This is a genomic window from Leptospira jelokensis (assembly GCF_004769635.1).
Taxonomy (GTDB): domain Bacteria; phylum Spirochaetota; class Leptospiria; order Leptospirales; family Leptospiraceae; genus Leptospira_A; species Leptospira_A jelokensis.
In genome coordinates, this window is sequence record NZ_RQGH01000024.1 from 107735 (window position 1) to 132556 (window position 24822).

26 protein-coding genes are annotated in these 24822 nt (G+C 41.5%); 11 read left to right on the forward strand and 15 right to left on the reverse strand.

Annotation, left to right across the window (positions count from 1 at the left end):
* Positions 1–55 precede the first annotated feature (55 nt).
* Genes EHQ62_RS09785 through EHQ62_RS18560 form a run of 6 tightly spaced genes read right to left on the reverse strand, consistent with a single transcriptional unit; the run spans position 56 to position 5672 of the window.
* A complete protein-coding gene (locus tag EHQ62_RS09785; protein ID WP_135642339.1) occupies positions 56–1660 on the reverse strand; it encodes a DEAD/DEAH box helicase in 1605 nt (534 codons plus the stop codon).
* An 8-nt stretch (positions 1661–1668) separates the two neighbouring features.
* Positions 1669–2502 (reverse strand): class I SAM-dependent methyltransferase, encoded by an 834-nt coding sequence (locus tag EHQ62_RS09790; protein ID WP_135642341.1) that lies wholly within the window; start codon positions 2500–2502, stop codon positions 1669–1671.
* Entirely contained in the window at positions 2499–4601 is a 2103-nt protein-coding gene (locus EHQ62_RS09795; protein WP_135642343.1) for a tetratricopeptide repeat protein, read from the reverse strand. Before EHQ62_RS09795 ends, EHQ62_RS09790 begins: the two co-directional genes overlap by 4 nt.
* Positions 4602–4609: 8 nt before the next feature.
* Positions 4610–5032: a transcription antitermination factor NusB gene (gene nusB / locus EHQ62_RS09800; RefSeq protein ID WP_135642345.1), complete on the reverse strand. Its 423-nt coding sequence runs from the start codon at positions 5030–5032 to the stop codon at positions 4610–4612.
* Positions 5029–5496, reverse strand: a complete 468-nt coding sequence (gene ribH / locus EHQ62_RS09805; RefSeq protein ID WP_135642347.1) for a 6,7-dimethyl-8-ribityllumazine synthase — start codon at positions 5494–5496, stop codon at positions 5029–5031. Before ribH ends, nusB begins: the two co-directional genes overlap by 4 nt.
* 23 nt (positions 5497–5519) lie before the next feature.
* Positions 5520–5672 carry a hypothetical protein gene (locus EHQ62_RS18560; protein WP_167482865.1) on the reverse strand — a complete coding sequence of 51 codons (153 nt, stop codon included), beginning with the start codon at positions 5670–5672 and terminating at the stop codon, positions 5520–5522.
* A gap of 105 nt (positions 5673–5777) precedes the next feature.
* Here EHQ62_RS18560 and EHQ62_RS09810 point away from each other — a divergent pair, with 105 nt between their 5' ends.
* Complete coding sequence (locus EHQ62_RS09810; RefSeq protein ID WP_015678381.1) at positions 5778–6215, forward strand: SET domain-containing protein; 438 nt, start codon at positions 5778–5780, stop codon at positions 6213–6215.
* 82 nt (positions 6216–6297) lie between these two features.
* Here EHQ62_RS09810 and EHQ62_RS09815 read toward each other — a convergent pair whose 3' ends face one another.
* The 3 genes from EHQ62_RS09815 to EHQ62_RS09825 all read right to left on the reverse strand — a co-directional run bounded on the left by EHQ62_RS09815 (position 6298) and on the right by EHQ62_RS09825 (position 8898).
* Positions 6298–6504 (reverse strand): hypothetical protein, encoded by a 207-nt coding sequence (locus EHQ62_RS09815; RefSeq protein ID WP_135642349.1) that lies wholly within the window; start codon positions 6502–6504, stop codon positions 6298–6300.
* 67 nt (positions 6505–6571) lie between these two features.
* Complete coding sequence (locus tag EHQ62_RS09820) at positions 6572–8158, reverse strand: glycoside hydrolase family 57 protein (protein ID WP_135642351.1); 1587 nt, start codon at positions 8156–8158, stop codon at positions 6572–6574.
* The gene (locus EHQ62_RS09825; RefSeq protein WP_244241727.1) at positions 8158–8898 is read right to left on the reverse strand and encodes a hypothetical protein; all 741 of its coding nucleotides are present in this window, start codon (positions 8896–8898) and stop codon (positions 8158–8160) included. Before EHQ62_RS09825 ends, EHQ62_RS09820 begins: the two co-directional genes overlap by 1 nt.
* 125 nt (positions 8899–9023) lie before the next feature.
* Between EHQ62_RS09825 and hpf the strand changes: the two genes are divergently transcribed.
* Positions 9024–9311, forward strand: a complete 288-nt coding sequence (gene hpf, locus EHQ62_RS09830) for a ribosome hibernation-promoting factor, HPF/YfiA family (RefSeq protein ID WP_135621155.1) — start codon at positions 9024–9026, stop codon at positions 9309–9311.
* A gap of 6 nt (positions 9312–9317) precedes the next feature.
* On the forward strand, positions 9318–10190 hold the full coding sequence (locus EHQ62_RS09835; RefSeq protein WP_135642355.1) for a hypothetical protein: 873 nt from the start codon (positions 9318–9320) through the stop codon (positions 10188–10190).
* A gap of 5 nt (positions 10191–10195) precedes the next feature.
* Here EHQ62_RS09835 and EHQ62_RS09840 read toward each other — a convergent pair whose 3' ends face one another.
* The 4 genes from EHQ62_RS09840 to EHQ62_RS09855 are packed head-to-tail and all read right to left on the reverse strand — an operon-like array spanning position 10196 to position 13675.
* The gene (locus EHQ62_RS09840) at positions 10196–10753 is read right to left on the reverse strand and encodes an LIMLP_12425 family protein (RefSeq protein ID WP_135642357.1); all 558 of its coding nucleotides are present in this window, start codon (positions 10751–10753) and stop codon (positions 10196–10198) included.
* A 4-nt stretch (positions 10754–10757) separates the two neighbouring features.
* Positions 10758–11363, reverse strand: a complete 606-nt coding sequence (locus EHQ62_RS09845; protein WP_233440819.1) for an RNA polymerase sigma factor — start codon at positions 11361–11363, stop codon at positions 10758–10760.
* Positions 11364–11423: 60 nt separating this feature from the next.
* Complete coding sequence (mutL, locus tag EHQ62_RS09850; protein ID WP_135642359.1) at positions 11424–13259, reverse strand: DNA mismatch repair endonuclease MutL; 1836 nt, start codon at positions 13257–13259, stop codon at positions 11424–11426.
* Positions 13260–13300: 41 nt separating this feature from the next.
* A complete protein-coding gene (locus tag EHQ62_RS09855) occupies positions 13301–13675 on the reverse strand; it encodes a Fur family transcriptional regulator (RefSeq protein ID WP_135642361.1) in 375 nt (124 codons plus the stop codon).
* Between the two features lie 106 nt (positions 13676–13781).
* Here EHQ62_RS09855 and EHQ62_RS09860 point away from each other — a divergent pair, with 106 nt between their 5' ends.
* The 3 genes from EHQ62_RS09860 to EHQ62_RS09870 are packed head-to-tail and all read left to right on the forward strand — an operon-like array spanning position 13782 to position 17837.
* Entirely contained in the window at positions 13782–14261 is a 480-nt protein-coding gene (locus EHQ62_RS09860) for a flavin reductase family protein (protein WP_135642363.1), read from the forward strand.
* Between the two features lie 10 nt (positions 14262–14271).
* Positions 14272–16518, forward strand: a complete 2247-nt coding sequence (gene purL / locus EHQ62_RS09865; protein WP_135642365.1) for a phosphoribosylformylglycinamidine synthase subunit PurL — start codon at positions 14272–14274, stop codon at positions 16516–16518.
* 32 nt (positions 16519–16550) lie between these two features.
* Complete coding sequence (locus EHQ62_RS09870) at positions 16551–17837, forward strand: hypothetical protein (RefSeq protein ID WP_135642367.1); 1287 nt, start codon at positions 16551–16553, stop codon at positions 17835–17837.
* Here EHQ62_RS09870 and EHQ62_RS09875 read toward each other — a convergent pair.
* Positions 17825–18280, reverse strand: coding sequence for a penicillin-binding protein activator LpoB (locus EHQ62_RS09875; protein ID WP_244241728.1), 456 nt, complete (start codon positions 18278–18280; stop codon positions 17825–17827). The two genes, EHQ62_RS09870 and EHQ62_RS09875, sit on opposite strands and share 13 nt — an antisense overlap.
* A gap of 537 nt (positions 18281–18817) precedes the next feature.
* Here EHQ62_RS09875 and EHQ62_RS09880 point away from each other — a divergent pair.
* Complete coding sequence (locus tag EHQ62_RS09880) at positions 18818–19195, forward strand: hypothetical protein (RefSeq protein WP_135642371.1); 378 nt, start codon at positions 18818–18820, stop codon at positions 19193–19195.
* An 81-nt stretch (positions 19196–19276) separates the two neighbouring features.
* Here the strand turns inward: EHQ62_RS09880 and EHQ62_RS09885 are convergent, their stop codons facing one another.
* Positions 19277–19717 (reverse strand): hypothetical protein, encoded by a 441-nt coding sequence (locus EHQ62_RS09885; RefSeq protein WP_135642373.1) that lies wholly within the window; start codon positions 19715–19717, stop codon positions 19277–19279.
* A 179-nt stretch (positions 19718–19896) separates the two neighbouring features.
* On the opposite strand from EHQ62_RS09885, the gene EHQ62_RS09890 reads away from it, so the two are divergent.
* From EHQ62_RS09890 to EHQ62_RS09905, 4 genes are all read left to right on the forward strand, one after another.
* Positions 19897–20502 carry a hypothetical protein gene (locus EHQ62_RS09890; protein ID WP_135642375.1) on the forward strand — a complete coding sequence of 202 codons (606 nt, stop codon included), beginning with the start codon at positions 19897–19899 and terminating at the stop codon, positions 20500–20502.
* A gap of 1 nt (position 20503) precedes the next feature.
* Positions 20504–20770, forward strand: coding sequence for a DUF8156 family protein (locus EHQ62_RS09895; RefSeq protein ID WP_135642377.1), 267 nt, complete (start codon positions 20504–20506; stop codon positions 20768–20770).
* Between the two features lie 39 nt (positions 20771–20809).
* A complete protein-coding gene (locus EHQ62_RS09900; RefSeq protein WP_135642379.1) occupies positions 20810–23236 on the forward strand; it encodes a DNA polymerase domain-containing protein in 2427 nt (808 codons plus the stop codon).
* Between the two features lie 399 nt (positions 23237–23635).
* Positions 23636–24367, forward strand: a complete 732-nt coding sequence (locus tag EHQ62_RS09905) for a zinc-dependent peptidase (RefSeq protein ID WP_135642381.1) — start codon at positions 23636–23638, stop codon at positions 24365–24367.
* Positions 24368–24822 lie beyond the last annotated feature (455 nt).

The following is a 24822-nucleotide window of genomic DNA, read 5'->3' on the forward strand; positions in this document are numbered from 1 at the left end:
AGTTTGGCGACTTCTCCTCTAACGAGACTAGGGATACAGAAAAGAAAAAGTAGGATTAATCTTTTTTGAAAATTGAAAGGATTCGTTTCCAAATCGATTGTTTCTGTTTTTTAGATTGTTTCACTTCGTTGATGTCGAAGAGATTCCGTCTTGGGTCATTCTTTTGGTACGACTTCCCTTGTTCTTTCTTTTTGTTTTGGTGTTTGCCTTTCCCATCTTTTGGTGGGTGGCCATGTTTGAATTCATGGTGGGTCATCTTGGCTGGGTGTTTGTGGCCTTCATTGGCAGGGCCATGGGAATGACCTCCGGGATGGCTCATCTTCGCAGGAGGGTGTCCTCCCGATTTCCCTTTGTGACGGTTCCTGTCACCTGACCTATGTTCGTTACGGTCACCACTGCGTTCCCCTCGGCCTTGGCGGTCTCCTTGCCTTGGTTTTCCACCCCGACCACCTCGTTCGCGGTCTTGGTATTTTTTTTCGCCAGGGATCACTTCATCGGCAAATACTGGAGTGAATTCACCGGTTGGGAATTCCAAATACTCTTCTCTGATTTCCCCCACAGGGATTTTGGAATTGAGGTATTTTTCGATGCGTTCCAGTTCCGTATAATCGGTTTCAGAACAAAGTCCAATCGACTGCCCCTTCCTTCCAGCACGAGCTGTACGACCAATGCGGTGTACGTAATTTTCAGCATCTTGCGGAAGGTCGTAGTTATACACCACATCAATGTTTTCTATGTCGATCCCACGAGAAGCAACATCAGTTGCGATGAGGTATTTGTATTTACCTGCTTTAAAATCACGAAGCAGTCGGATTCGTTTTTTTTGGTCGAGTTCCGAAGAAAGCCCCGTTGCGGTGATTCCGTATTTGCGGAGAACTGAAACAATCTTTGGGATGTTCATTTTATAGTTCGTAAAAATGATCCCAAGACCCTCAATTTGATCGTTTAATAACGAATTGACGAGGTAAGGGAGTTTTTCCTCTCTTCCCAAATGTAAGAGGGTTTGGTCAATCCTTTCCGTAATGACTTTTTCTGGATTGATATGCACCTCAATCGGTTCATTCAAATATCGGCTTGCCAGTCGCACCACTTCATAACTGAGAGTGGCACTAAAGAGGAGGGATTGTTTTCTGTTTTTGCATTTGTGGAAGATGTACTTGAGGTCTTGGACAAAACCCATATCGAACATTCTGTCCGCTTCATCGAGGATCACCACTTTGATATTTTCCAAAGAGAGACCGTGGTTTTTCACAAAGTCAATGAGCCGACCGGGTGTTGCCACAATGATACAGGCTTTGTTGCCAAGTGCTTGTTCTTGGGACTTGTAATCCGTTCCACCAATGATGGTTGCCACACCAAAGTCTGTGAACTCGAGGAGTTTTTTTGCTTCTTCTGCAATTTGGATCGTGAGTTCTCTTGTGGGTGCAAGGACAAGTGCATACGGAAGTGCTTCCTCTTCCTCTGCCGAGAGAAGTCTATGCAAAGTGGGAAGTAAAAATGCCATTGTTTTCCCCGTTCCCGTTTGGGCAAGACCTGTGAGGTCATTGCCTTCCATGGCGAAGGGAATGGATTTGGCTTGGATGGGAGTGAGCTCAGTATAACCGATTTTATCGAGGGCTTTTTTTAGAGACTCATGGAAAGGTAATTCGTTAAATTTCATATTGGATTTCAGTATTTTCTTTTTCTGGCAATCAGTTCGATGGTATCACCATAAGCAAATTGGTTTGCATACAGTCGATACAGCCATTCGGGGAGTTTGCCTCGTAGGCCTAAATCCCGGTAGGAGTGATACGACATAGGTCTAACATAGTTCACGTCAAAGCCAAGGATTGACAAGAGTTTTTTCAGAGAGTGGACAGAGTAGTCAAAAAAGTGGTCGGAGGGGTGGGTGCGAAACCATTCATTTGGATTTGTTTGGAAACTTGGCCCAAAACTAGAAGGAACCGCAAGGTACAAAAACCCACCAGGCTGTAACCAGTGGTTCAACCGTTTCCAAATACCGTCAATATCGGCAAGGTGTTCGATCACAAAAAAGGCAGCGATCACAGAGAAGGAATCTTTCCAATCCCCTTCCCCAAAAGAAAGCACAGAGCGCCTTTCCACATCAAGTCCAAGTTTGGTTTTTGCGTATTCCACTTCTTTTGGTGAGAGTTCGAGTCCCTTGGTTTTGAATCCGGCAATCCTTGCTTCATCTAAAAAAAAACCAGCAGCCGATCCAATTTCCAAAAGGGAATGGTTTTGAAACGTTTCCTTCATGGTGGGATGACCTTCTCTGAATGGAACCAAATTGGTCAAATTAGCGAGGCGACGTTTTGCCATCGCACGAAGGTTTATTTCATCTTCATAATAAGACTTTTTGTATTGGGACATGTATTCTTCCATGAAGTAACTGTCCCCATACTCCCTTTGTTTTGCGGGCAAATATCGCAAAACTCCGGTATGACGGCAAATTTCGTAAAATTCTGGGAATTTAGGATGTGGGATGAATTCAAACAAACTCAATAAAAGGTTCTCTTTTTGGTTTCCAAAGATTTTTCGTATTGGGCTCTTGCGGCACGTTTGTTTTCGTAGGCTTCCGACAAACTGGGATTTAAGTCGATGGCCGTTTGGAAACTAGAAAGTGCCCGTTTGAATTCCCCATTTTTAAAATAACAAACACCTAAATAGTTATGGGCTTTGGAAGAAATGGTAGGTGTAACATCAGAACGTGTGATGACTGTTAACTCTTCAATCGCTTTTTCGCGGTCCACAAGAGACCCGGAATCAATGAGAATTTTGGCAAGGACAAGCCTTGATTCCATATCTTCAGGGTCAATGTGTGTGGCACGAAATGCTTCTTCTTTTGCGCGTTTGGACAAACCAGTATTCCCACTACTTGCATAACTTAAGGCAAGTTTTCTGTGAGCGAGTTTGATTTCTTTTGGGTCTTTCGCGTTTTCCAAAACATACACTAACATCTTTTCTGCGGCTGGGTAATTTTTCGTTTGGATGTAAACATCTGCCAGTTTCAGCCTTGCTTCATAGAGTTCTGGTTTCCAAGCAATCGCCTCTTCATATTCCGAAATGGCTTCAGAAAAAAACCTGTTTTCTAAGTAATAATCCGCTATGGCAAGCCTCGAAGGAACATGATTGGGATCAAGGGCCTGCGATTTACGTAAGGATTCTATTGCCATGGTTGGTTTCCCTGCATGTAAATAGGAAAGGCCCAAATTATAATAAGCAGATTGGTTTTTGGGATTTAAGGACAAAGCCCCTTCGAAAGCGGCGATACTTTCCGAATACCGTTCCATTTCATCCAAAATGATCCCCAGGTTGACATAAGCGGTTTCCGAATACGTATCCCCAGGTGTTAGGCGGATGATCCGACGGAATAGGCTTTCTGCTTCTACAAGTTCCCCTTTTTTATAATAGAGTTCTGCGAGTGCAAAAAGAGAATCCACATCTGACGGTTTTAAGAGCAGTGCTTTTTTTAAGGCGGTGATTGCCATATTGGTTTGCCCCATGGACAAAAAGGCATCGGCAATGTAACGGTATACTTCAGGTTCATTCGCATTTGAATCGAGGGCCTTTTGGAAGTACTTAGCTGCTTCTTCCGGAACTTTTTTCTTTAAATACACCAAACCTAAGTTATAGTAAGACTTGGCATCCCCCGTTTTCAATCGGATCACTTCGCGGAAATAGTATTCCGCTCTATCATAATCTTCTCTTTGGTAGAAGATGGTTCCTAAGTGGCCATAGGACAAAACGGCTGTTTGGGAATTGGGTGCGGTTTGGACTACCTTTTGGAATTCAGCAATGGCTTCGGCAATGTTCCCTTGTTTTAAATAGCTGATCGCAAGGTTATAGGTGAGCGTGACATCAGTGGGCGCAAGGGCTTGCCCTTCTTTGTACGCTTCGATGGCACTTGTCGGATCTCCAATCTCTTGGAATAAATTCCCTTGTAAGAGGGCCACCCGGTAATCATTTGGTGCAATTTCTTTCGCACGCTGTGCGGCACGCCTTGCTTCTTCAAATTTCCCTGCGTGTTTGAAAGCAAGAGACAAATTATAAAATGCAAAATAGTTTTTGGAATCATATTGGATTGCTTTTTCCAATCGTTCTATGGCATTGATGTAACGGCCTGCTTCATCATACATCACCCCAAGCACAGTCAGGGCAATCGACTTGTCTTCGTCGCTACCTGGTGAATTTAAAAATTCCTCGCAAACAGTTCCCACACGGTTCACATAACGGTTGTGATAGGCATTGAGGCATGCCGCAAGTTTCGGATTCACCGAATCATCTGGGAGATACGGTTTATCGACAAGGAGGTTTAATGCTTTTTTGTCTGTGGGTAAGTCTTTAAGGACCCTGGCAATTTCTTCTGGATTTTGTTTTTTTTGTAAGTACCACCAGTAAGCGGCGGTCAAAAACCCAAGGATGAGGAGGACAAGGAACGACCAAAATAAAAACGATAAAACTGGGCGTCTAACCGTTGTTTCTGATTCATACGTCGTTTCTTTTTCTTTTCCCAGGTTCCTTAAGTATGGATCTTCCTGGTAATAACTTGGCTTGGAGGTTTGTTCCTCAATGCGAAAGCGGTTTTTTTGGATGGGATCCATTTTTTATTTTAGTGGGAATCTTTAGGTAAGATCTCCTTCTTATAGAAGGCATCGAGAAGTCCGTTGATGAATTGCGCTGATTCGTCCGTTTCGAATTCCTTAGTCAGTTCTACCGCTTCATTGATGACAACGGGTGCAGCAAGGAAAGGTTCCTTTTGCAAACTTAGGATCGACAAACGTAAGATACAACGATTGACCACGGAAATACGCGAAAGTTCCCAGTTCTCCGAATACTTCTTGATTAGAGTATCGATCGCTTTTCGATTTTCAACCACTCCTTTCACAAGAAAGACAGCATATTCCTTTTCTTCTCGGGTGATTTTTTTATCGTACCAATCAAATTTCATGGCCCGCTCTGGGTCTGTTCCTACCAAATCGATTTGGTAGAGGCACATCAGGGCAAGGCTACGCCCACGGTGTCTAGAACTCATCCGATCTCTTTGAAAAGATTTGCCATTTCGATGGCTGTGGTGGCTGCTTCGTAGCCTTTGTTTCCCGCTTTGGTTCCAGCCCGTTCGATTGCTTGTTCGATGGATTCTGTTGTGATCACACCAAAAATCACAGGCACCGTTCCATCGGCAACAGATCCTACTTTTGCGGCTTCACCGGAAACCAAATCATAATGGGATGTGGCCCCACGGATCACTGCCCCTAGGCAAACGATGGCAGAGAATTGGAATTTTTTCGATTGTAAAACACGTTTCACGGTCTGTGGGAGTTCAAATGCTCCCGGCACATAGATAACAGTGACATCAGAGTCCGCCACTCCATGTTGCCTGTATGCGTCTTTGGCCCCTTTCAATAGGGACTCTGTGATGAATTCATTGAACTTGGAAACGATGACACAATGTTTTTGTCCGTTTCCGATTCGTGTTCCTTCCAATAGTGCTGTCATGTATCCAAGTTCCTAAAGAGGGCTTATTTCGCAAGACGAATGACAAGGGTAATTTTCCCGTCTGGGTTTTCCACGACTTCAAAACCATCACGTTCCAAAGCCTTTTTGGCTCGGTAAATGGCCAAATTCACAACATTGGTTTTTTCTTCCGATTGTTTTTGTGGTTCCCGTTTCATAGGCCCCCCTATCCCTTTAAAGTTCGGAGTGGGACATGGTGAATCTTAAATGCCAATGGCTTTACAAGGGAGAATTGTTTTCCTCTTATGTCATATAGGTAGAAAATGAAGAAAAAGAAATCTGTAAAGAAGGCCAAAAAAAGAAAACCGGTAGTGTATACTGAGAAGGATTTTATCGTTAAACCATCTTCTGTTCCCAATATTGGTATGGGACTTTTCACCAAACAAACATTATACAAGGGTGATACTGTTGGTTATTACATGGGTAAAATCATTACCGATGAACAAGCAGAATCAAACAAATATGTGGATTCAAAATACCTGCTTTGGATCTGTAAAGATTGGTGGATTTACGGGGAAGGGAAAGAGTCAAATTACACCCGTTATATCAACCATTCTTCAAAACCCAATGCAGAACTCATCACTTCTGTCAGATGGAAAACTGCTCGTTTTAAGGTTTTAAAAACAATTAAAGAAGGCGAAGAGATCTTTTTTGATTATGGAAAGGACTATTGGGACAACGTAGACTTCAAACCGAAGTGAACCGGTTTCCTTCCTTTGCACCTTACCAAAACCCGCAAAAAACAATTTAATTTTGCGGGTAGAATTCCATTTGGGGTTTGGTTTATAAAATGCCCTGTCCAAAAGGAGATGGTTTTTTTGTGACCTGGCTTTTTTCTGCCCCTTCCAGGGTTTCCACATAACGAATGACGGAATCATCCATACGGAACACTCCTTCTTGGGAATCGCGGTGGTTCCATTGGCAAAACACAATGTTGCCCAATACGAAAAGCGCGGATAGAACTAAGGGAAAACGGTAAAAATTCGTCATAAACACCCTCCGATCTCCTCCAGTTTCCAAAACCTGCCCAATCGTGGCAAATTCTTTTAGAATGATTCTAACGAAAATCTTCGGGCCGGATGTCAGGGAAAACATTATTTTCTGCTTCCGCGGCCTCAAGAACTGCCAAATCCAAAGGCCCGTCAAGCATCGCTTCCAATGCCAAAAACAAATTGGTGTGCACATTGGTACGGCGGATGGCATAGTCCACCATGGTCCCTGTTTTCATGATAAAGGCCCAGTCGCTACTTTGCAATAATAAGAGTTCCCTTCCCATTTGTTTTAAGATCCGGATTTGGTTTTCGGTTCCATTGGCAAATTCGTGCACTCGTTTGTGCATCCGAATGCTTAAGTCATGGATGATAGGGTAAATCCAATCATTGCTTGCACCAAGCCATACTTCCCCATACCCATTTTCTCCCCAACTCGACATCTTCATTTCCACAGATTGGATCCTTGGGAGTGCACGAGCCGCTTCGAGGGGGTGAGAGAGTTTGATGGTATTTTGGTTGAAGTGGATTTTTTTGAATAAAAATTCGATGAACTGTGGCCCTTCATACCACCAGTGGCCGTATAACTCCGCATCATACGGAGAAACAACAACTGATGGTTGTTTGTTGGTAGCATAAAGGTGTTCCGCTTGTTTGATTCGGTTTTGTAAAAAATCTTCTGCATGGTTTCCCACAGCTTCCATTGCCCAGTCAGGGTGGTAATAATCTTTTTCCGAAGTTTTCCCTGTGATGCGGTAGTACTTGATGCTTGTATTGATGCGGATCCCATTGGAATGGAGGTAAGGTGCGATTTCTTCCCAAGGAAGGTCATGCCCGATGTCACGGTAGTACTCTCTGTAACGATAGTCCCCAGGATACCCGTCGATCGAACTCCATACTTGTTTGCTACTTTCAGGGTCTCGTCCAAAGGCAAAGACCCCACTCCCCACTTCCACGGGGGCATACACTCCAAATTTTGGCCTTGGACTTGCGTGTGTGATCCCATGTGTGTCCACAAAGAAATACCGAAACCCTTCTCGGTCGAGTTCTGTTTCGAGCGATTCCGTATACCCACATTCCGAAAGCCAAATCCCTTTTGGGTCCCTGCCCCAAATGCGCCGGAATGTTCGCCGGCCATTTTTCAATTGGGAACGAAACACTGACCTTTCCGATTCATAAAATGGCAAAAAGGCATGGGTGGCAGGGCTTGTCATCGCTTCCAATTCCCCTGATTCAATAAAGGGTAAAAATAACTTCGTCAAATCCCCGTTTGCTTCTTCAAATATGGATTCTGTATCCAAAAAATGTTCATGGTAACGTGTTGCCAGATACTGTAAGTGTGGATCGTGTTTCGTTCGTTTGGTTTCGTGTTCGGCAAGGGCAATTAAGTTTTTTATGTACTTTCGAAACTGGTTTTGTAAATAAACATCGGTCAACATCAAAGAAAGAGTTGGTGTGAAAGACATGGTGATCCGAAAGGGAACAGACTCTTTTTTTAAATTCCTAAATACTCTGATGAGAGGGATATAGGTTTCGAGGATGGCCTCATTCAACCAGTTTTCTTCGATAAAAGGAGTGTCGTAACCAGGGTGCCTAACAAAAGGCAGGTGGGCATGGAGGACAAAAACCAAATGCCCTTTGACAGTTTGGTCCATCAAAGGATTCCCTTACCCGATCCTGATCCATTGGCAAAGGATAAAATCTCATTCGGTTTCGGGTTTGGGATTTGGTCTCTGTTACCAGTTTGGTTTCTTGGGTTTACATAATAGGCACTTGCATTTTCATCCCGAAAGTAAAACTCTCCCCCAGGACTTTCTGTAACAAGTCCCTCTTGGATCCATTGGGGGTGGATCCACTCTTTGTCCAAACGGAATGATTCTGTCCCTTGGGGAAGGTCCTTTCCTGTGGCATGTAAGGAGGGAATCTCTTTCACACCATTGGAAACAAAAATCATACATTGCACGTTTCGAACAGGGAACATAAACTTTAAATAATACGATTCGGTAAAAGGAGGAAGGTCATACCATTCCACACGGTCACTTCCAAACACATTTTGGTATTCTACCTTCAATCGAAACGTAAGACTATTTGTACTCGGAACATCCAATTCGTTTCTGACCCGCTCTAAGGTCGCAGGCGAAAACTTCCAAAAAACAAAGGCTTCTTTTGGAGAACGAACAAGGACTTTGACTAAATCATCTGTGGGGTACGTCGGGTGTTTGGTGAATTTGGAATCATTGTAAATTTTAGGAAGTGGTTTGGAATCCAAAGTTTTTGTTTCCTTCGGGTTTTCCAGTTTGGATGCAGAGGGAGTTATGTTTGCATCCTGTTTTGATTGTTTTTGCAATGAGTGGACAGATTTTTTTTTGGCCGCCTGTTTTTTTGCAGCTTTCATTTTTTTTTCTTCCGGCGCCATGCATACAAGGAGTATGCCTCGAAACATCCACCTTCAATTCTTTTTTATTTGACGTTAGCTTTTTTTCTAAAATACAATCATTCCATACCAAATTGGGACAAATTATGAAAATCAATTATACTTGGAAACATTTAGACAGGTCCGAAGCAGCTGAGAAATACGCAGATGAAAAACTAGAACGAGTCACAAAATTCGTTCAAAAAATTGTATCCTGCGAAGTTTCCTTTGAAGCCATCCATGGAGAAATCCACGCTAACTTAAAGTTACACGCCGATGGAAACAACTTCAATGCACACAACCAAGACAAAGATATTTATGTTTGTATCGATGGTTTAGAAGATAAAATCATTTCCCAAACAAGTAAACACCACGACAAAAAAAGCCAACACTAATCTCTTATGATCCAGAAGTCGGAAGAAGCACTCACCTATCTCGGAAATGGTGAGTTTGAAACTGCAAAGTCGATCTATTCTGTACTTCTGGATCGAGATCCTGAGGACCTCGCTACCATCAGCGGTTTCTATATCGCAAGTTTTTGGGACCATCGACTTGATCTCATTTTAAAAACAAGAGAAGGAAAAGAGCGAGGGAAATTATTACTCCAACTCTTCTCCGATTTTGAAACTGAAGTTCGAAAACGTGGGTTCCAAAACACGGATAGTTTCTTTGTCGCTCAAGATTGTATCTTAAAAGAAGCACGCGACCATCTCAAACTCGCTTACCAATGGGAAGGTTCAAACGCCCTCGACAAAGAGCTATTAGGTGACCTTGCCCGTAGCCTTATCAAAATCCAAGACTATTCTATGGCAATTGAAGTTCTCTTGTATGGGGGGAACAAACAATCTCCTGCACTTTTGTATTTTCTTGCTGAATCCCAAGTGATGACGGGGAATGAAAGAGAAGGGATCGAAAACTACCGCACCGCATTCCTCAATGACCCCCAACTTTTCCCCCATACCCTTGTTCGTTGGCCACCAATGGTAGGTCTCATCCAAAAAGCCACAGAGTTGAGTGCGACAGACGAGGAAATGAAAGAACTCGTACCAGTGTTTGCCTGGAAATCTGGAATCTTCACGCCTCCCATCAAAAAAGACGAATCCACCATCCAAATTTGGTATGCTGAGTTGAAACGACTTGTGGATAGTAAGGAAAGGAGTGGTGGGAATTTCCGACTGGAGGCAAGGATCGAACAATTTGCCCTTGCGATCCTAAACTCAGCAGACGACATCCGCTCAAGGGATGCCGTTCTCTTTGCCAAAAACTTAGTGTAAGGGGTTTATCGTTCTACAGATTCAATGAGAAGGTGGAGTTCTTCTGCCGCAGCATCCCTTCCCGTTTTTTCATAATAGAGTTCGAGTTCCCGGAGTCCATACACAGAACCAGGAGCGGACCGTAAATGGTCGAGTAACACTCGTTTTTGGTAGGATTCACTTAAGTCAATGCTTGTTGGTTCATATTGGTAATTGTTTTGTTCAATCACCACACCAGCAGAATCATTTTTGGTGAAGCTTGTTTCCGATTGGCTACGGTTCATTAATACAAAAACCAAACTCACTGCCATAACAGCGGAAAAGGAATACTGCACCGTTCGGTTTTCGATTAGGTCCCGTAGAGAAAAGAAGGAGTTTTTTTCCGTAGGACGGTCAATGGAAACCGATTCTAAAAGATTCAGTAACCGAACATCAAAGTCTTTGGACATTCGAGGGAGGATGGTGTCTTCCTTTTCTTTCATGTGTTGGAAGAGAGAACAAATTTTATTCTCTAAAACCACGGAATCAGTGTCTTCTGGGAAGAGACCTGGGTATTGTGCACGAAACCAATCTTTTAAACTCATAAACCTATTTTTCAAAGAAACCTTCTCCCTTTTCGTCTTTCTGGATGAGGTGCTTCAAAAACTCCTTCGCCTTAAAGAGACGGCTCTTCACAGTCCCTACATTACATTCCATGATCTCAGCAATTTCGTTATAGGAAAGGTTTTCAAAATAACGAAGTTCGAGAACTTGTTTGTAGGAATCTTCTAGGAGAGCAATCTTACTCATTAGATAACTGGATTCTTCAGAAAGTTCCAATTTTTTTTCATATCCGACACGAGAATCCACAAATTGGTTATCCCCTGAGTCATCCATGGGTTTTTCACGGCCTCGTTTCTTTTTGGCAAGTAAGTCCTTGGACTTATTCACCACAATGCGGTAAAGCCAGGTATACACACCTGCTTCTGCACGGAAGTTTTGGATGGATTTGTAACCAGAAATGAGAGCGTCTTGGACAATGTCTTCGGCATCATCGCCGTCTTTGACCATAGATACTGCCTTTCGGAAGAGCCTCTCCCGAAACGGAGAGACAAGTGTCATGTAGGCAGTCGGATCCCCTGCTTTGATTTTTTGGAGTAGGATTTTTTCCTTCTCACGCAGGGTCATGTTTTTGCCTTCTAGGGGTCTTGGCATCAGAACCTAGAATTTCGAAACCGTTAAATCTATCAATGTTTTTCGGATTGGTTTGGCAGTTTAGATCCTGTGGAACATGGTCTCCAAGTCTTTTCGTGTGAGTTTGATGAGGGTAGGCCGGCCGTGGGGGCAAAGGGATGGGTTTTCGCAGTAGGAAAGCCTTTGCAACAATTCCCCAATGATGGGGTCAGAGACCTGGTCTCCTTTTTTAATGGCAGACCGGCAAGCCACACATTTTGCCATCTCATCATACAACTCTTTCTCTTCTGGGTCTTTGGATTTGAAACGTTCCCAAAGGTCGAGGATGGTTTCTGTTTCTTTCCCAGGATCAATGTATGACGGCACCTCGCGGATGAGGATCGTGCCTCCCGAAAAGGGTTCTAGTGTGATCCCAAGTGCAAAGAACCGATGTTTCTCAGAAATCATCTCTTCGGCTTCTTCTTTTGTCAGCTCCAATCGAATGGGAGTGAGTAAACTTTGGGATTTGTAGGCTTTGGATTTGAGGTCACGTAATACTTCTTCGTAACGGATCCGTTCGTGTGCCGTGTGTTGGTCGATGATGTAGAGCCCATCTTCCGCTTCCGCCAAAATAAAGGTTTCAAAGATCACACCGTAGTGTTTTTTCGGGACAAACAAATTGTGTTTTGTGAGATTGTCACCTAATAAATGTAAGTTTGTTCCTGCCCCAATCCCTTCCAAGGAAAAACCTGCACGGCCTTCGATAACACTCGGCCCAAGGAGAGGATTCCCTTCCACTTGTTTGTTTCCCCCTTCTCCATAATTCCCATAACCGAAACCCAACCCACCGCCAAACGAAGTTTCACTACCACCAAACTCTGATTTGTTTCCCGTGTTGTCATACGGTATGGGCATGGAAAGCCTTCGTCGCATTTCTAAAAATTCTACGGGAGTGGAAGTGCGTAATACCTCTGTGATCCCATGGAATAACATCCCTGTGATTGTTTCTTCCGATAAAAACCGAACTTCTTTTTTTTGAGGGTGGACATTTACATCCACAAACTCACGTGGGAGATCAAAAAATAAAAACGCATACGGAAAGGCACCGCTTGGTAATAATTCTCCGTAACATCGTTTTAAGATTTGGGCAGAAAATTTGAGTTCCACCGAACGGTTGTTCACGAAAAAAAACTGCCCAGTCCTCGAGGATTTATAAAAATCGGGATGAGAGATAAACCCACGTAATGTCATTCCATTTCGGCTGGAATGGATGGGAAGCAGGTGATCACGGAGGTTTTCACCGTAAATCGAAAGGACTCGTTCCAATGGTTCTTCCGCTTGGACATGGAACACTTCTTTTCCATTTTGTACATACCGAAACCCAATCGAAGGTTCGCCGAGTGCCATGGTTTGTACACGTGTTCTATTTTTTTTCTCTTCTCCCGATTCTGTTTTTAGGAATTTTCGCCTAACAGGAGTATTATAAAATAAATCCTTAATTTCAATTTTTGTCCCTTGGAAAAATGGAATCTCTTCTTCGGATACAATCCTTCCTTCTTCTACCACCACACGGTTTGCCATGCGGTTCCCTTCCGTCCCCGACTCAATCACAAGTTTTGATACAGAAGCAATGGAAGCAAGGGCTTCCCCCCGAAACCCAAAGGTAAAGAGGTGTTCTAAGTCATGGAAGTTTTGGATTTTACTTGTGGCATAACGCCTGATCGCCAGCGGCAAATCTTCCTTCTGGATTCCATGCCCATCATCAGAGACAAGGATCCGACCAAGGCCTGCGTTCTCTGTTGCAATTTCAATTTTTTTGGCACCTGCATCGATGGAATTTTCGATGAGTTCCTTTAGGATGGAGTGAGTGGATTCAATGACTTCTCCTGCCGCAATTTGGTTGATGAGGTCAGGAGAGAGGGAATGGATGATGCCCATAGGGCAAGCTTGGGAGAGGAAACCTCCCTATCCATTACAATTTAGTGGGATAGACAATTGGAACAAGTGCCACCCACCACGATGTCAATGTGGTCTGCCACAAATCCCATCGCCTTCCAATCGGTGGTTTCAGAAAGTTTGAGGGCCGGCACATCTAAAATGGTCCCACAGGATTGGCAAATCAAATGGGAATGGTCATCGAGAAAGGCATCATACCGAACCGATTCCGACTCAATATTGAGTTTGTTCACCATTTTGTGCTCTACCAGGTATTCCAATGAGTTGTATACAGTGGCAAAACTGATTTTGTCTGCTTTGTCCCTGACAGATTCAAACACCATTTTCGCAGTCGGATGGTCGTGCCTCTCTTTCAGGTCTTGTAAAATCAATTCTCTGTGTCTCGTCAATGCTTTCATAGGAGTGCCCTTTCCTAGAATGACTGCTTAAAATTATCAATGGGTCAAATGGAATTTCGATTTTAGAATCCTTCCAGAAATTGATATTTGTCAATACGGAGCCATTATGCCAGTTGCAATCGATCAGTTCAAAACCTCTCTTTCCCTTTGGGCATCGGGAGTTTCCGTCATCACCTACGAATCCTCGGAACAGAAAGGTGGAGTGACTGTTTCCAGTTTTTCCTCGGTTTCCCTTGAACCACCGTTAGTTTTATTCTGTTTGGCAAAACATTCCAAAGCAAAAACTGCCATCGAGTCGGCGGGAAAGTTTGCTGTGAATATTCTTTCTTCCGAACAAAAACAAATTTCCGCTGATTTTGCTTCTGGTTCCCTGGACAAAGCGGTTGTTTTGGAAGGCCTAAACCCAGGGAAACTTTCCACCGGAGCCCCCATTTTACAGGGATCTTTGGCTTCATTGGACTGCCTTGTGCACCAAATCATGGATGCAGGTGACCATTGGATCTTCATTGGACTTGTGGAAGCTGTGGCCACAAAAGAAGGATCCCCCCTTCTCTATTTCAATCGCAATTATAGGGAAATCGTTTAAGGAAACACACATGGAAAAAGAGAAAGTTAGTCTGGAAGAAGCAAAAGAACACGGACTTACCGAAACTGAATTTGTTGAAATTCAAAAAATCTTAGGAAGGATTCCCAATTCAACTGAACTTGGAATTTTTTCTGCCATGTGGTCGGAACACTGCTCTTATAAAAACTCCATTTTAAAATTAAAAACCCTTCCCACAAAATCAGACAAACTCCTTGCCCAGGCAGGAGAAGAAAATGCAGGGGCCATGGACATTGGTGATGGGCTTGCTGTTGTCTTTAAAATTGAAAGCCACAACCACCCAACTGCCGTTGAACCTTACCAAGGTGCTGCAACGGGTGTGGGTGGGATCATGCGTGATATCTTTACCATGGGTGCTCGTCCCATTACATCCCTCAACTCACTCCGGTTTGGTGATCCGAAAGAACCACGGAACAAATACCTACTCACACGTGCCGTAAAAGGGATTGGTGATTATGGGAACTCACTAGGGATTGCTGTTGGTGGTGGGGAGCTTTTCATCCACCCCACTTTCACAAAAAACCCACTTGTCAATGCCATGACGGTAGGGATCGCCAAACACAACGAAATGGCTTCTGCCTCTACCAAAGGAAAAGTGGGAAACAAGGTGTACATCGTAGGGGCCACCACTGGCCGAGACGGAATCCATGGAGCAAGTTTTGCTTCCAAAGACCTCACCAAAGAATCCGAAGAAAAACGTTCTGCAGTGCAAGTGGGAGATCCCTTTATGGAAAAACTCCTGATGGAAGCATCTCTAGAAGCCATCCAAAAGAACCTCCTTGTGGGAATCCAAGATATGGGTGCGGCAGGAATTTCTTGTGCTACCTCTGAGATGAGTGCGAAAGGGAAAACGGGGATGGATGTGGACCTCGACAAAGTGCCTCTCCGCGAAGCGGACATGAATGCCTATGAAATCATGTTATCCGAATCCCAAGAACGAATGTTAGTCATTCCTGAAGTGGGCAAAGAAGAGGAACTCGTTTCAATCTTCCACAAATGGGGGTTAAATGCTGTTGAAATTGGAACGGTTACTGCTGATGGAATCTTACGCATCCGAAAGAATGGATCCCTCAAAGCAGAAATCCCAGCAGAATCCCTCGTCCTTGGTGGTGGTGCCCCTCGGTATGTGAGAGAAGAAAAAAGACCGTCTTACTTGGATGAGGTGGTAAAATTTGATCCAAACACGATCCCTGACCTAAAACCAGACACCGTGCCACAAACATTAAATAGTTTACTTTCTTCTCTTAATATTAGTTCGAGAAGGCCTCTTTACGAACAATACGACACAGAAGTGGGTCTTGTGAAAGTGGTGGAACCTGGAGAAGACGGTGGCCTTGTGCGAATCCCAGGTACCAAAAAAGGGATTGCTGTTGCAACAGACTGTAACTCGCGTTATACGTTTCTCAACCCTTATGAAGGGGCTCAAATTGCTGTTTGCGAATCAGCAAGAAACGTGGCAGCAACGGGTGCCGAACCGTATGGAGTGACCAATAACCTCAACTTCGGAAACCCATACATCCCAGAAAATTATTATGTGTTCAGTGAATGTGTGAGAGGGCTTGGGGATGCTTGTCGTTACCTTGGCCTACCTGTCACAGGTGGAAACGTTTCCTTTTATAACGAATCCCCTGAAGGCCCAGTGTTTCCCACACCTACCATCGGTATGGTGGGAGTGATTGATGATGTGGCAAAGGGACTTCGTACATTTCCAAAAACAAATGAAACGGTGAAGTATGCACTCGTAGGTGATTTCCAACCCACAGTCTCTGCTTCTGAGTATTTGTACAGATCACAAGGCCTTGATACAGGTGCCATCCCGAAGATTTCCTTAGAAAAGGAAAAACAAACCATAGACAGTCTCATCGAATGCCGTAAAAAAGGACTCCTCACTTCCGCCAAAGACCTGTCACTCGGTGGTCTCCTTGTTGCCCTCGCCAAAATCGTCATATCGGGGAATAAAGGGATCGAGGTCAATTTGAGTGCCCTGCAATCCAAAGTGCAAAGGCTCGATGCTTTGTGTTTTGGTGAAACGGGCGCAAGTTTCATCGTGAGTTTTTTACCAAGTGATGAAGCAAAGGTAAGTGAATCCTTCACTGCGAAGGGTTTGTCTTTTTACCCCATCGGATCATCCAGTGCAAAGTCTTCCCTTTCTGTCAAAGGAGACGGTTTCCATTGGGAATGGACAACCAAGTCACTCGCAGTCGAATTTGAATCAGGTCTCAAATCCTATTTCGAATAGACAACTTTGAAAACAAGGAAAGGGTGTGTTTGATGCATATCTTTGTCCTTGTTGCAATTTCATTCAGTTTAACCATCCAATGTTCCAGTCTTTCGAAACGGCAGGACTATGAATCATCCCTTCGTATGTATGAAACAGGGGACCTTTCGAAAACCATTTCCCACTTACCATCGAAAGAGAAAAAAGGATTTATCTCTGTTTTAGAAAAAGCCCATCTCGGTTTTTTAAACGGAGGAACCGATTACAAAGACCTCGAATCCCTAGCGGAAGAAAGTAAGGAACGATTGCGCTTCAGTGCAACCCGTTCCTTAAAATCCTTTTTTTATATGGAATCAGAGGACGGGTACTATGCATCCGAGGCCGAAATCATTTACCTACATATTTTACTTGGGCTTTATTATGCACGTGCGGAAGAGTATGACAAAGCTAAAATCCAAGCAAGGTATGCCAGCAATTTACTCAGTGGAGAATGGAGTGCTGAAGGCCAGTTTGATGATCCCACCTTACGCCTATTACTTGCCTCTCTTTGGCTTTCTACAGGATCGAAAGAAGAAGCGATGGTGGATTTTCGTAAAGCTACGCAGCTAAAACCCCAATCCCATTCCATTCGTTCCCTAACTTCGGAGACATTTCCAGCAGATGGTGAGTTTATCTTTATCTTTGGTGGCCCAGGGGCAGAACCAACAATGGACCCTTCTGTGAATCTTAACTTTATCCGAGGGCTACGGAATCTCAAATTCCAAACTTCAGGAAAACAAAGTACCCTCCTCTTACTCGACAATAACAAAACATTGTCTCTTAGTTTGGAAAAAGGGACCCTCGGTTGGTATGAACGCCATCTCATCCGTGACAATGAAATCTCAGAACTCATCCAAGATTCCAAATACTTCCAATTGGTTTCGGCCACAGCTCTCAAAGAAGGAACCAAAGGAACCTTAAAAATCACTGGTTCCGTGTTAGTTGGTGCAACCATTGTCGCTCTAGGAGCAGGGATTGTTTATTTGGGAGCGGAAGCAAGTTCCGAAGAATTAGCAGCTGCTGGAATTACGATCATGATCTCTGGTTTCAAACTAGGAAGTGAATGGGTAGACCAATCGATTGAAGATGCTAAAACCAATATCAAAGAAGATTTGGATATTTCCACCGATTATCGATATGTCCGTTTTTTCCCAGAATATGTTTGGATAGGAAAATCAAAGTCTAAACTAACGAATCCCAAACTAACCTCTACACAAGGGCCAGTCACCTACCACCTGACTCCTGCTATTGGGAAGATTAAAGTTCGATTTGGATTTGTGCCAGACCTTCAAAAACCATAACCTTCTACCCTACTTTTTTTTAGAAAATTACTCTGTTCCGACCAAACAATTTGGTTCGTTTCCAAACTAACTAAAAAGAGAGTGACTGTAATGTATTGGATTTTATCCCCCGATTCATAATTCACTATTTCATTGATCTCACCTTTAATTTGATGAGATGGAGATTTAAACTTTCCAACCGACAAACGAGAATCAGATGACACCATTCCTGTTTTCCCAAAAGCCATTTCCTTTGTCGCATCCTCTCGTATGGAAGTATCAACAAAAGGCACCTTATCTTTTGTTAGTTGGTTTAAAATCTCATTGCTGATTAATTTGGTATCAATGTGTTCCGAAGTACTATTTTGAATGGCCTTCCATTCCAAAAATCCATTCTTCAATTCTGTTTTATAATATACTGATAAAGAATGGCTCATACTTTTTGCCGTTTCTTTCGCTTCCATTACCCCCCATCTTTTTGTTGGTTTAACATTTTCTATTTTTTGGTAACTTGCGGCACTAGAACAGGCGAAAAGCGGGAATACCAAAAACCAAACGAGGATTTTCTTTTGCATGGGAATAATTTGGTTTTGGATTGGGGTTTGGCAAGAAGATAGTGTACTCCCCACCCGATTTGGGAGGGGAACTGGACCCGCCACCCAATGAATCTCCTCTACCACAAGGTCCGTCTTTTGGCAATCCCTCTCCGAAAACCCCCCATTTTTTCCTTCCAAAAGTTCACATTTTTGCTCTTTCCCTTTTCGTTTCCACTGGGGCGCCCCCAGTTTTCCCAAGATATGAGTCCACCACTACACGGGGACGGGCTACTCCGGGGTCCGCTCACGCTCCCGTCCTCGGAGGTTTCACCTCCTCTGACCAAGCCCTACGTATCCCTGGCGCGGGGGCTCGTTTCGTATTGGAATCTCAAATCCTTTAGGCGATAATTCAGAAATTATTGTCTTGAAAGTTTCCGATCCCTAGGCAAACTTCATGATTACTATATGGGTAAATTCATCTTTCGTTTCAGTTTGTTCCTCATCCTTCTCGCAATCATCTTTGCGGGTTATACTTGGCTCACTCTCACTTGGAGTTATTCAGAAGGTGACCGTGCAGGTTACATCCAAAAACTTTCCAAAAAGGGTTGGGTTTGCAAAACTTGGGAAGGGGAAATGGCGCTTGTCACCATGCCAGGAACCATGACGGAAAAGTTCTATTTCAGTATCCGTGATGAAGCAATCGCCGAAGAACTCAATGGTTCGATTGGTAAACGTGTGGTATTAGAATATGAAGAACACATCGGTGTCCCTTTTAGTTGTTTTGCTGAAACTCGTTATTTCATCACGGGTGTAAAAACCGTAGGGGAAGTCCCTCCACTTTAGTTCTCCAAACACCCGAACGACCACCTAACTTTTTTTAAGTGTAAGTTGGTCGTTTATCTTTCTTTCCTTTTCTTTGGGGATTCAATCAGATACATTGTATTTCTTTTGTTTTTCAATGATCTTTGCTAAATCTTTTAGAAAATAAATCCTTTGTGTATCTTTCCATTTCCCATTCTCTTTTGTGATGTACTCATAATAGTTTTCGTTTACGGATACAATTCTGATTTCGGATTCTGAACCGATTTCATTTCCAAGGAAAGGATCATTTACTTCAGTTGTTTTTAAAATGTAAGCACACGGATCCAGCCAAGTGATGCTTTCTACCTTATAAAATGTTTCGTACAATCGATGTTGTCGTTGGAAGTTTCCATTCCTTTCGATGATGATGAAAAAATCGGGAGATGCTTCATAATAGAACATCCCTTTTTTAACCCGAGTACAATCGGGTGGGCTGTTCGCTGCATAGGCATTGGGGTGTAACACTGAGATCATTACCATTATGGAAACAAACAGTAACTTCATTTTGATGCACTTCCTATAGATTCCAATTCGTTTGACTCATTTCCAAAGGAATGTGGGAAAAAATCAAGAATTATGTCACATAAGTTTCTCACTTCTCCCCTTTTTACAGCCAATGAAAAAAGTAACTGCGAGTAAATTTCACTTTACATATTTTTACTAAACATATATTTAGTTACCATATGGAACTCGCAGAACAAAGCCATTCTTCCTCCAATCTCTACGAACCCATACAAAACTGGAACCAAAAGGACTTGGGTCTCCTCACGGGCGAAAGGGGGATGTACAAACTCGCCCACTACTGGCAATATGCACTTGTCTGCTCAGGCTTTCAGGTATTCAATTTGGACTGTGCCATCCGATTTAACCCCTTTACCATCACGGAAGAAACCAGAAAACAAAATCTTGCACCAGAACCTTTTTTAGAGCAAATCCAAATCCAAAGAGCCTTCACACCGTATCAAATCTTAGATGCCTTACAAAATATACTAAAAGAAAAAAGAGAAAATACCATTTACTTTTTGTTAGCTCCTTGCAAACAATTTTTAGATGGAGATGTGAAAGATGATGAGGGAATTTATTTATTACATCTGATGTTAAACTTTATAGAAAAATTTCCCACAGAAAACATACCACTACTCATCATTGAGTCGTGGACCTACTCACACCAAAACTTCAAACTTTTTTTCCCAAAACTCTTACGTGTTTCACAAACCCTTTGGGAACTCAAAACGGAAAAAGGACTCTCAAGGATCCGAACACGAAAAACATCCCTTACAGGAGCATAAAATGGGCAGAACCATTTCCCCCTATTCTCGTCAAATGTTACAAATCGAAGAAAACTTATCTGATTTTCGAAGAGCCCTTCGAAAGGCCGACCAAGAAATCTTCGATGATCTCATCCGAGTTTCCAAATTACAGGTGCAAGCTGGTGTAATGGCATCACTTCCCTATCCGATAGATTCCATGCTTTTATCGATGATGATCCAATTAAAGAAAGAACTAAACGAATTAACCGAAATCAAGAGAAAACTAACAGAGGAAACAAAGTTATAATGAAAAAAAACATCAAACCAATGTAAAACCCAATCAAACATGGAAATTTACAAAGGGTATCTATTTGATATCTACCATTCCGAACAAAAAATTTATCTTTGGATCAAATCAGATTCAGGCGAGTTAAAACTTTTTGTGGATGAATACTTCCCAATCATTTACGCCAATGCATCTCCAACGATTCTTAAAAAATTAGTAAAACGTTTTTACGAATTAGATGCATTAGCAGAAATCCCTACTTTTACAGAAAAACGATTATTCTATCAAAACAAAACCATCCCTGTTTTAAAACTTGTCATATCGAAACCACAACTCCTACCAAAAATAACAAACAAACTTTTTAATTTATATGGAAAATACGATATCTACCATTCTGATATCGAAATTACCACAGGGTATATGGTAGAAAAAAACATCTACCCACTTGCTTACATTAGAATCGAATATGAAGTTTCAAAAAATCAAATCAATCATATCAAAAACATAAAATCACTCACTGACATCAATGAATTGGACTATGACGTTCCAGAATTAAAAGCGATTTCCCTTTACTTAGAGAAAAGCCATAGACACCCATTCCAAGAAAATACACTTATCGCAGAAACTTCACAAAAAACTTATCGCATTCCAACCAAAAATGGAATCAATCTCATCCAAAACCTAAACGAAATTTTCAAAAATCACAATCCGGATATTGTATTGTCCTCCTTTGGAGACCAAGTGATATTCCCCTACCTATTCAAAACTGCACAAGAAAATCACCTAACAACAGAATTTGATAGAGACAAAACAAGTTTAATTAGACGATCCATTCAAACACAGGGAACCAGTTTTAATACATATGGAACCATTGTTTTCCGAGCCCCTTCTTATCCACTCTTTGGAAGGTGGCATATTGACTCCCGAAATAGTTTTGTCTATAAAGAAGCAGAACTTATCGGGATCATCGAACTCTCTCGCATATCCAGATTACCAATTCAAAAAATGGCAAGAGCATCCACAGGAAAAGCACTCACTTACATCGAAGTAGATGTGGCACTTCGCATGAACTACCTTGTGCCTTGGCAAAAAAGTGCATTAGAATCCGAAAAAACTGCCTTACAATTGTTAAATGCCGATAAAGGTGGACTTGTTTTCCAAGCCGACATACAAAATGGATTTGTATTAGAAAATGTAGCACAACTCGATTTTTCGCAAATGTATCCAAGCATTATGGTGACACATAATATCTCTCCAGAAACAATCAATTGTTTGTGTTGCGAAGGAGAACCTAACATCGAAAATGTTCCTTCATTGGGCTATAGAATTTGTGCCAAACGAAAAGGAATTGTTTCGGAAGCATTGGCACATATTGTCCAAAGACGTAACCACTACAAAGAACAAAAAAAAAACAATCATCCCAACTCAATGAATATCCAATCCAAACAATCTAGTTTAAAATGGATGTTAGTGACTTCATTTGGATATCTCGGTTACAGAAATGCAAAATTCGGAAAACTAGAAAGCCACGAAGCCGTTACCGCATTCGGAAGAGAAAAACTTATCACAGCAAAAGAAGTATCAGAAGAATACAATTATAATGTTGTACACGGAATCACAGACAGTATTTTCATCCAAAAAAAAGACAAAAGCCCTATTTCAAGAGAAGATCTAACAATGCTTTGCTTAGAAATTGAAAAACGCACAAAAATCAAAATGGAAATCGAAGGGATTTATTCTTGGTTGTGTTTTCCACCCTCAACACAAGATGAAAAACTTCCTGTTGCCAACCGGTACATGGGCTGTTTCATAAACGGTCAATTCAAAGGTCGAGGCATTATCACCAGAAGAAAAGATTTTCCAAAACTCATACGAGAAGCACAAAACCATATGATCCAATGGATGTGCCAATTCAAAACCATAAAAGAAATGCAGCTAAAAGAAAACGAAATCATCGATATCTTCTATTCGTATGATCAAAAACTTGTAACAGGAAACTTAAACTGGAAAGATCTAATCATCCAAAAATCCACATCAAAAGAACCAGAAGACTATACCGTTGACGCACCGAGTACAATCGCCGTCAAAGACTTAATGGACATGGGAGTGCGTGTCCAAGCTGGTGAAAAAATCAAATACATTGTTGTAAATCAAAAATCAGATAAAAAAGGAGAACGATACCTTACTGTCGAACGTATGGAAAAAAAAGATAATAAAACAAACAATACTAGTTTGCACGAAAGATCAAATTCCGCGTCAATCAATAACGAAATCAGTACAAAATCCAATCACAAAACACAAAAATACGACCGTCGGTATTACAGAAATCTGCTGGTAAAATCCTTCAAAGAGATTTGGATTGGTATCTCTAGTTTCAAAAATTTTGAAATACTAATAAGTGAAGAAAGATTTTTGCCCTTCTGCCTAGAAAAAAATCAAAACTACTGTAAAACAATCAATACAACCAACTCCATTTTTATTGCATAGAAAACGAAAAAATATCAAAAAAACCTAAAATACTATTCTTGTTATACGAGAAAAAAGAACACCAAACAAAAAAATATTTGAAGAAAGAACCTTCAAATCAAGAATCAGATTCACTTTTCATTCCATGGGAGTGAGGGGGCGAAGCTATGCCAAAACCCCGACTCTATCAAAAAAAATAACCATCTGCAATCTGGAATTATGTCTCTTAAGCCAAAAAACACCAATACCATGCAACCTGCAGGCAATAACACCAATCCATTTCCCCCCGCAGGAAAAGATATAAAAACTATGCGCATACCACACATAGAATGCCAATAACCAATATACAATTTACGCACGGCTTATAACCAATAAAATATATACAACGATCAATCGTTATGCGAAAGTCGTTAAAATCACATGAAAATTAATAAAATATATGGCATCATTAGAAGATTAGTTTCAAAACCAATTGCACATTTGGTACCTTTAAATAGAAAGGAAATAGAATTATTAGAATATAATTTTGAATTCTATAAAAATTTAAATCATACTGATCGAAAAAAATACAATTATTTAATCAAACACTTTAAACTCTCCAAATCAATCAAATCTTCACCAGATATTTTACTAACTAAGTATCATAAAACTTTTCTTGCTTGTGTTGCTGTCAGGTTAATTCGAAAAATTGGTCTTAAACATTATGATTATATTAACAATATTATCATTTTTCCTGACAAATTTGAAACTCATGAATTTTCTTTCAAACTAGATGGAGTAACTGGTGAAAATGGAAATCTTGGTTTATCATGGAGAACAATTATTCGTGGTATTTCCAATCCTGTTGATGGAGATTGCGTTATTACACATGAATTTGCACATGCTATTGATCTAAAATCTGGTGATTTCGATGGTATACCAAAATTAAATTCTGAAAAAGATGAAGATATCTGGGATAAAGTATTTATTAAAGATTTTCAGCAGTTGAAGTATGAACTTAAAAACTTAGTACCGAATATTTCTGATGAATCTGAATTATTTGCTTATTTAAGTGAATTTTTTTTTGAAAAACCACTATTCTTAAAAGAAAAATTTCCAAATATTTTTATTTTACTTAATAAATTCTACAAAGAATATGATATTGAGAAATAACGACCTTCGCATAACTGCGGCTTACCGCTTCGCTTCGGGACTTCGCCCTCGCTCGGGCTGCGCCAAATTCCCCTTCTGTCACTCGTTTGCATCCGCAAACTCCGTGCCAGTCCCTAACGTCCCGTTGGGACTCAGGGTCGGGGAACTTCGGTAAGTCTAGTTCGTTATGCGTAATTTGTTAAAACTAATTGAAAATTGAAAAAAATGTAACCTAGAACTGAACCCAATAAAAAAGAATATTGAAAATGAATAATCTGTTATAATTGCTTTGGGTATTATTATTTAAAAAAAATACCTTAAAATTAGTATTTACGAATTTTAACTAAAAGACAAAAAAAGAAATTTCAAAATTAGACCACCCTTAAAGTAAAAAATAAATGCGATTACATAGGTTTTCTAATAAACTCAAATTAGTAAAAATTGACATATGTTCTGGTTAAAAAGTTCTTTTGTTC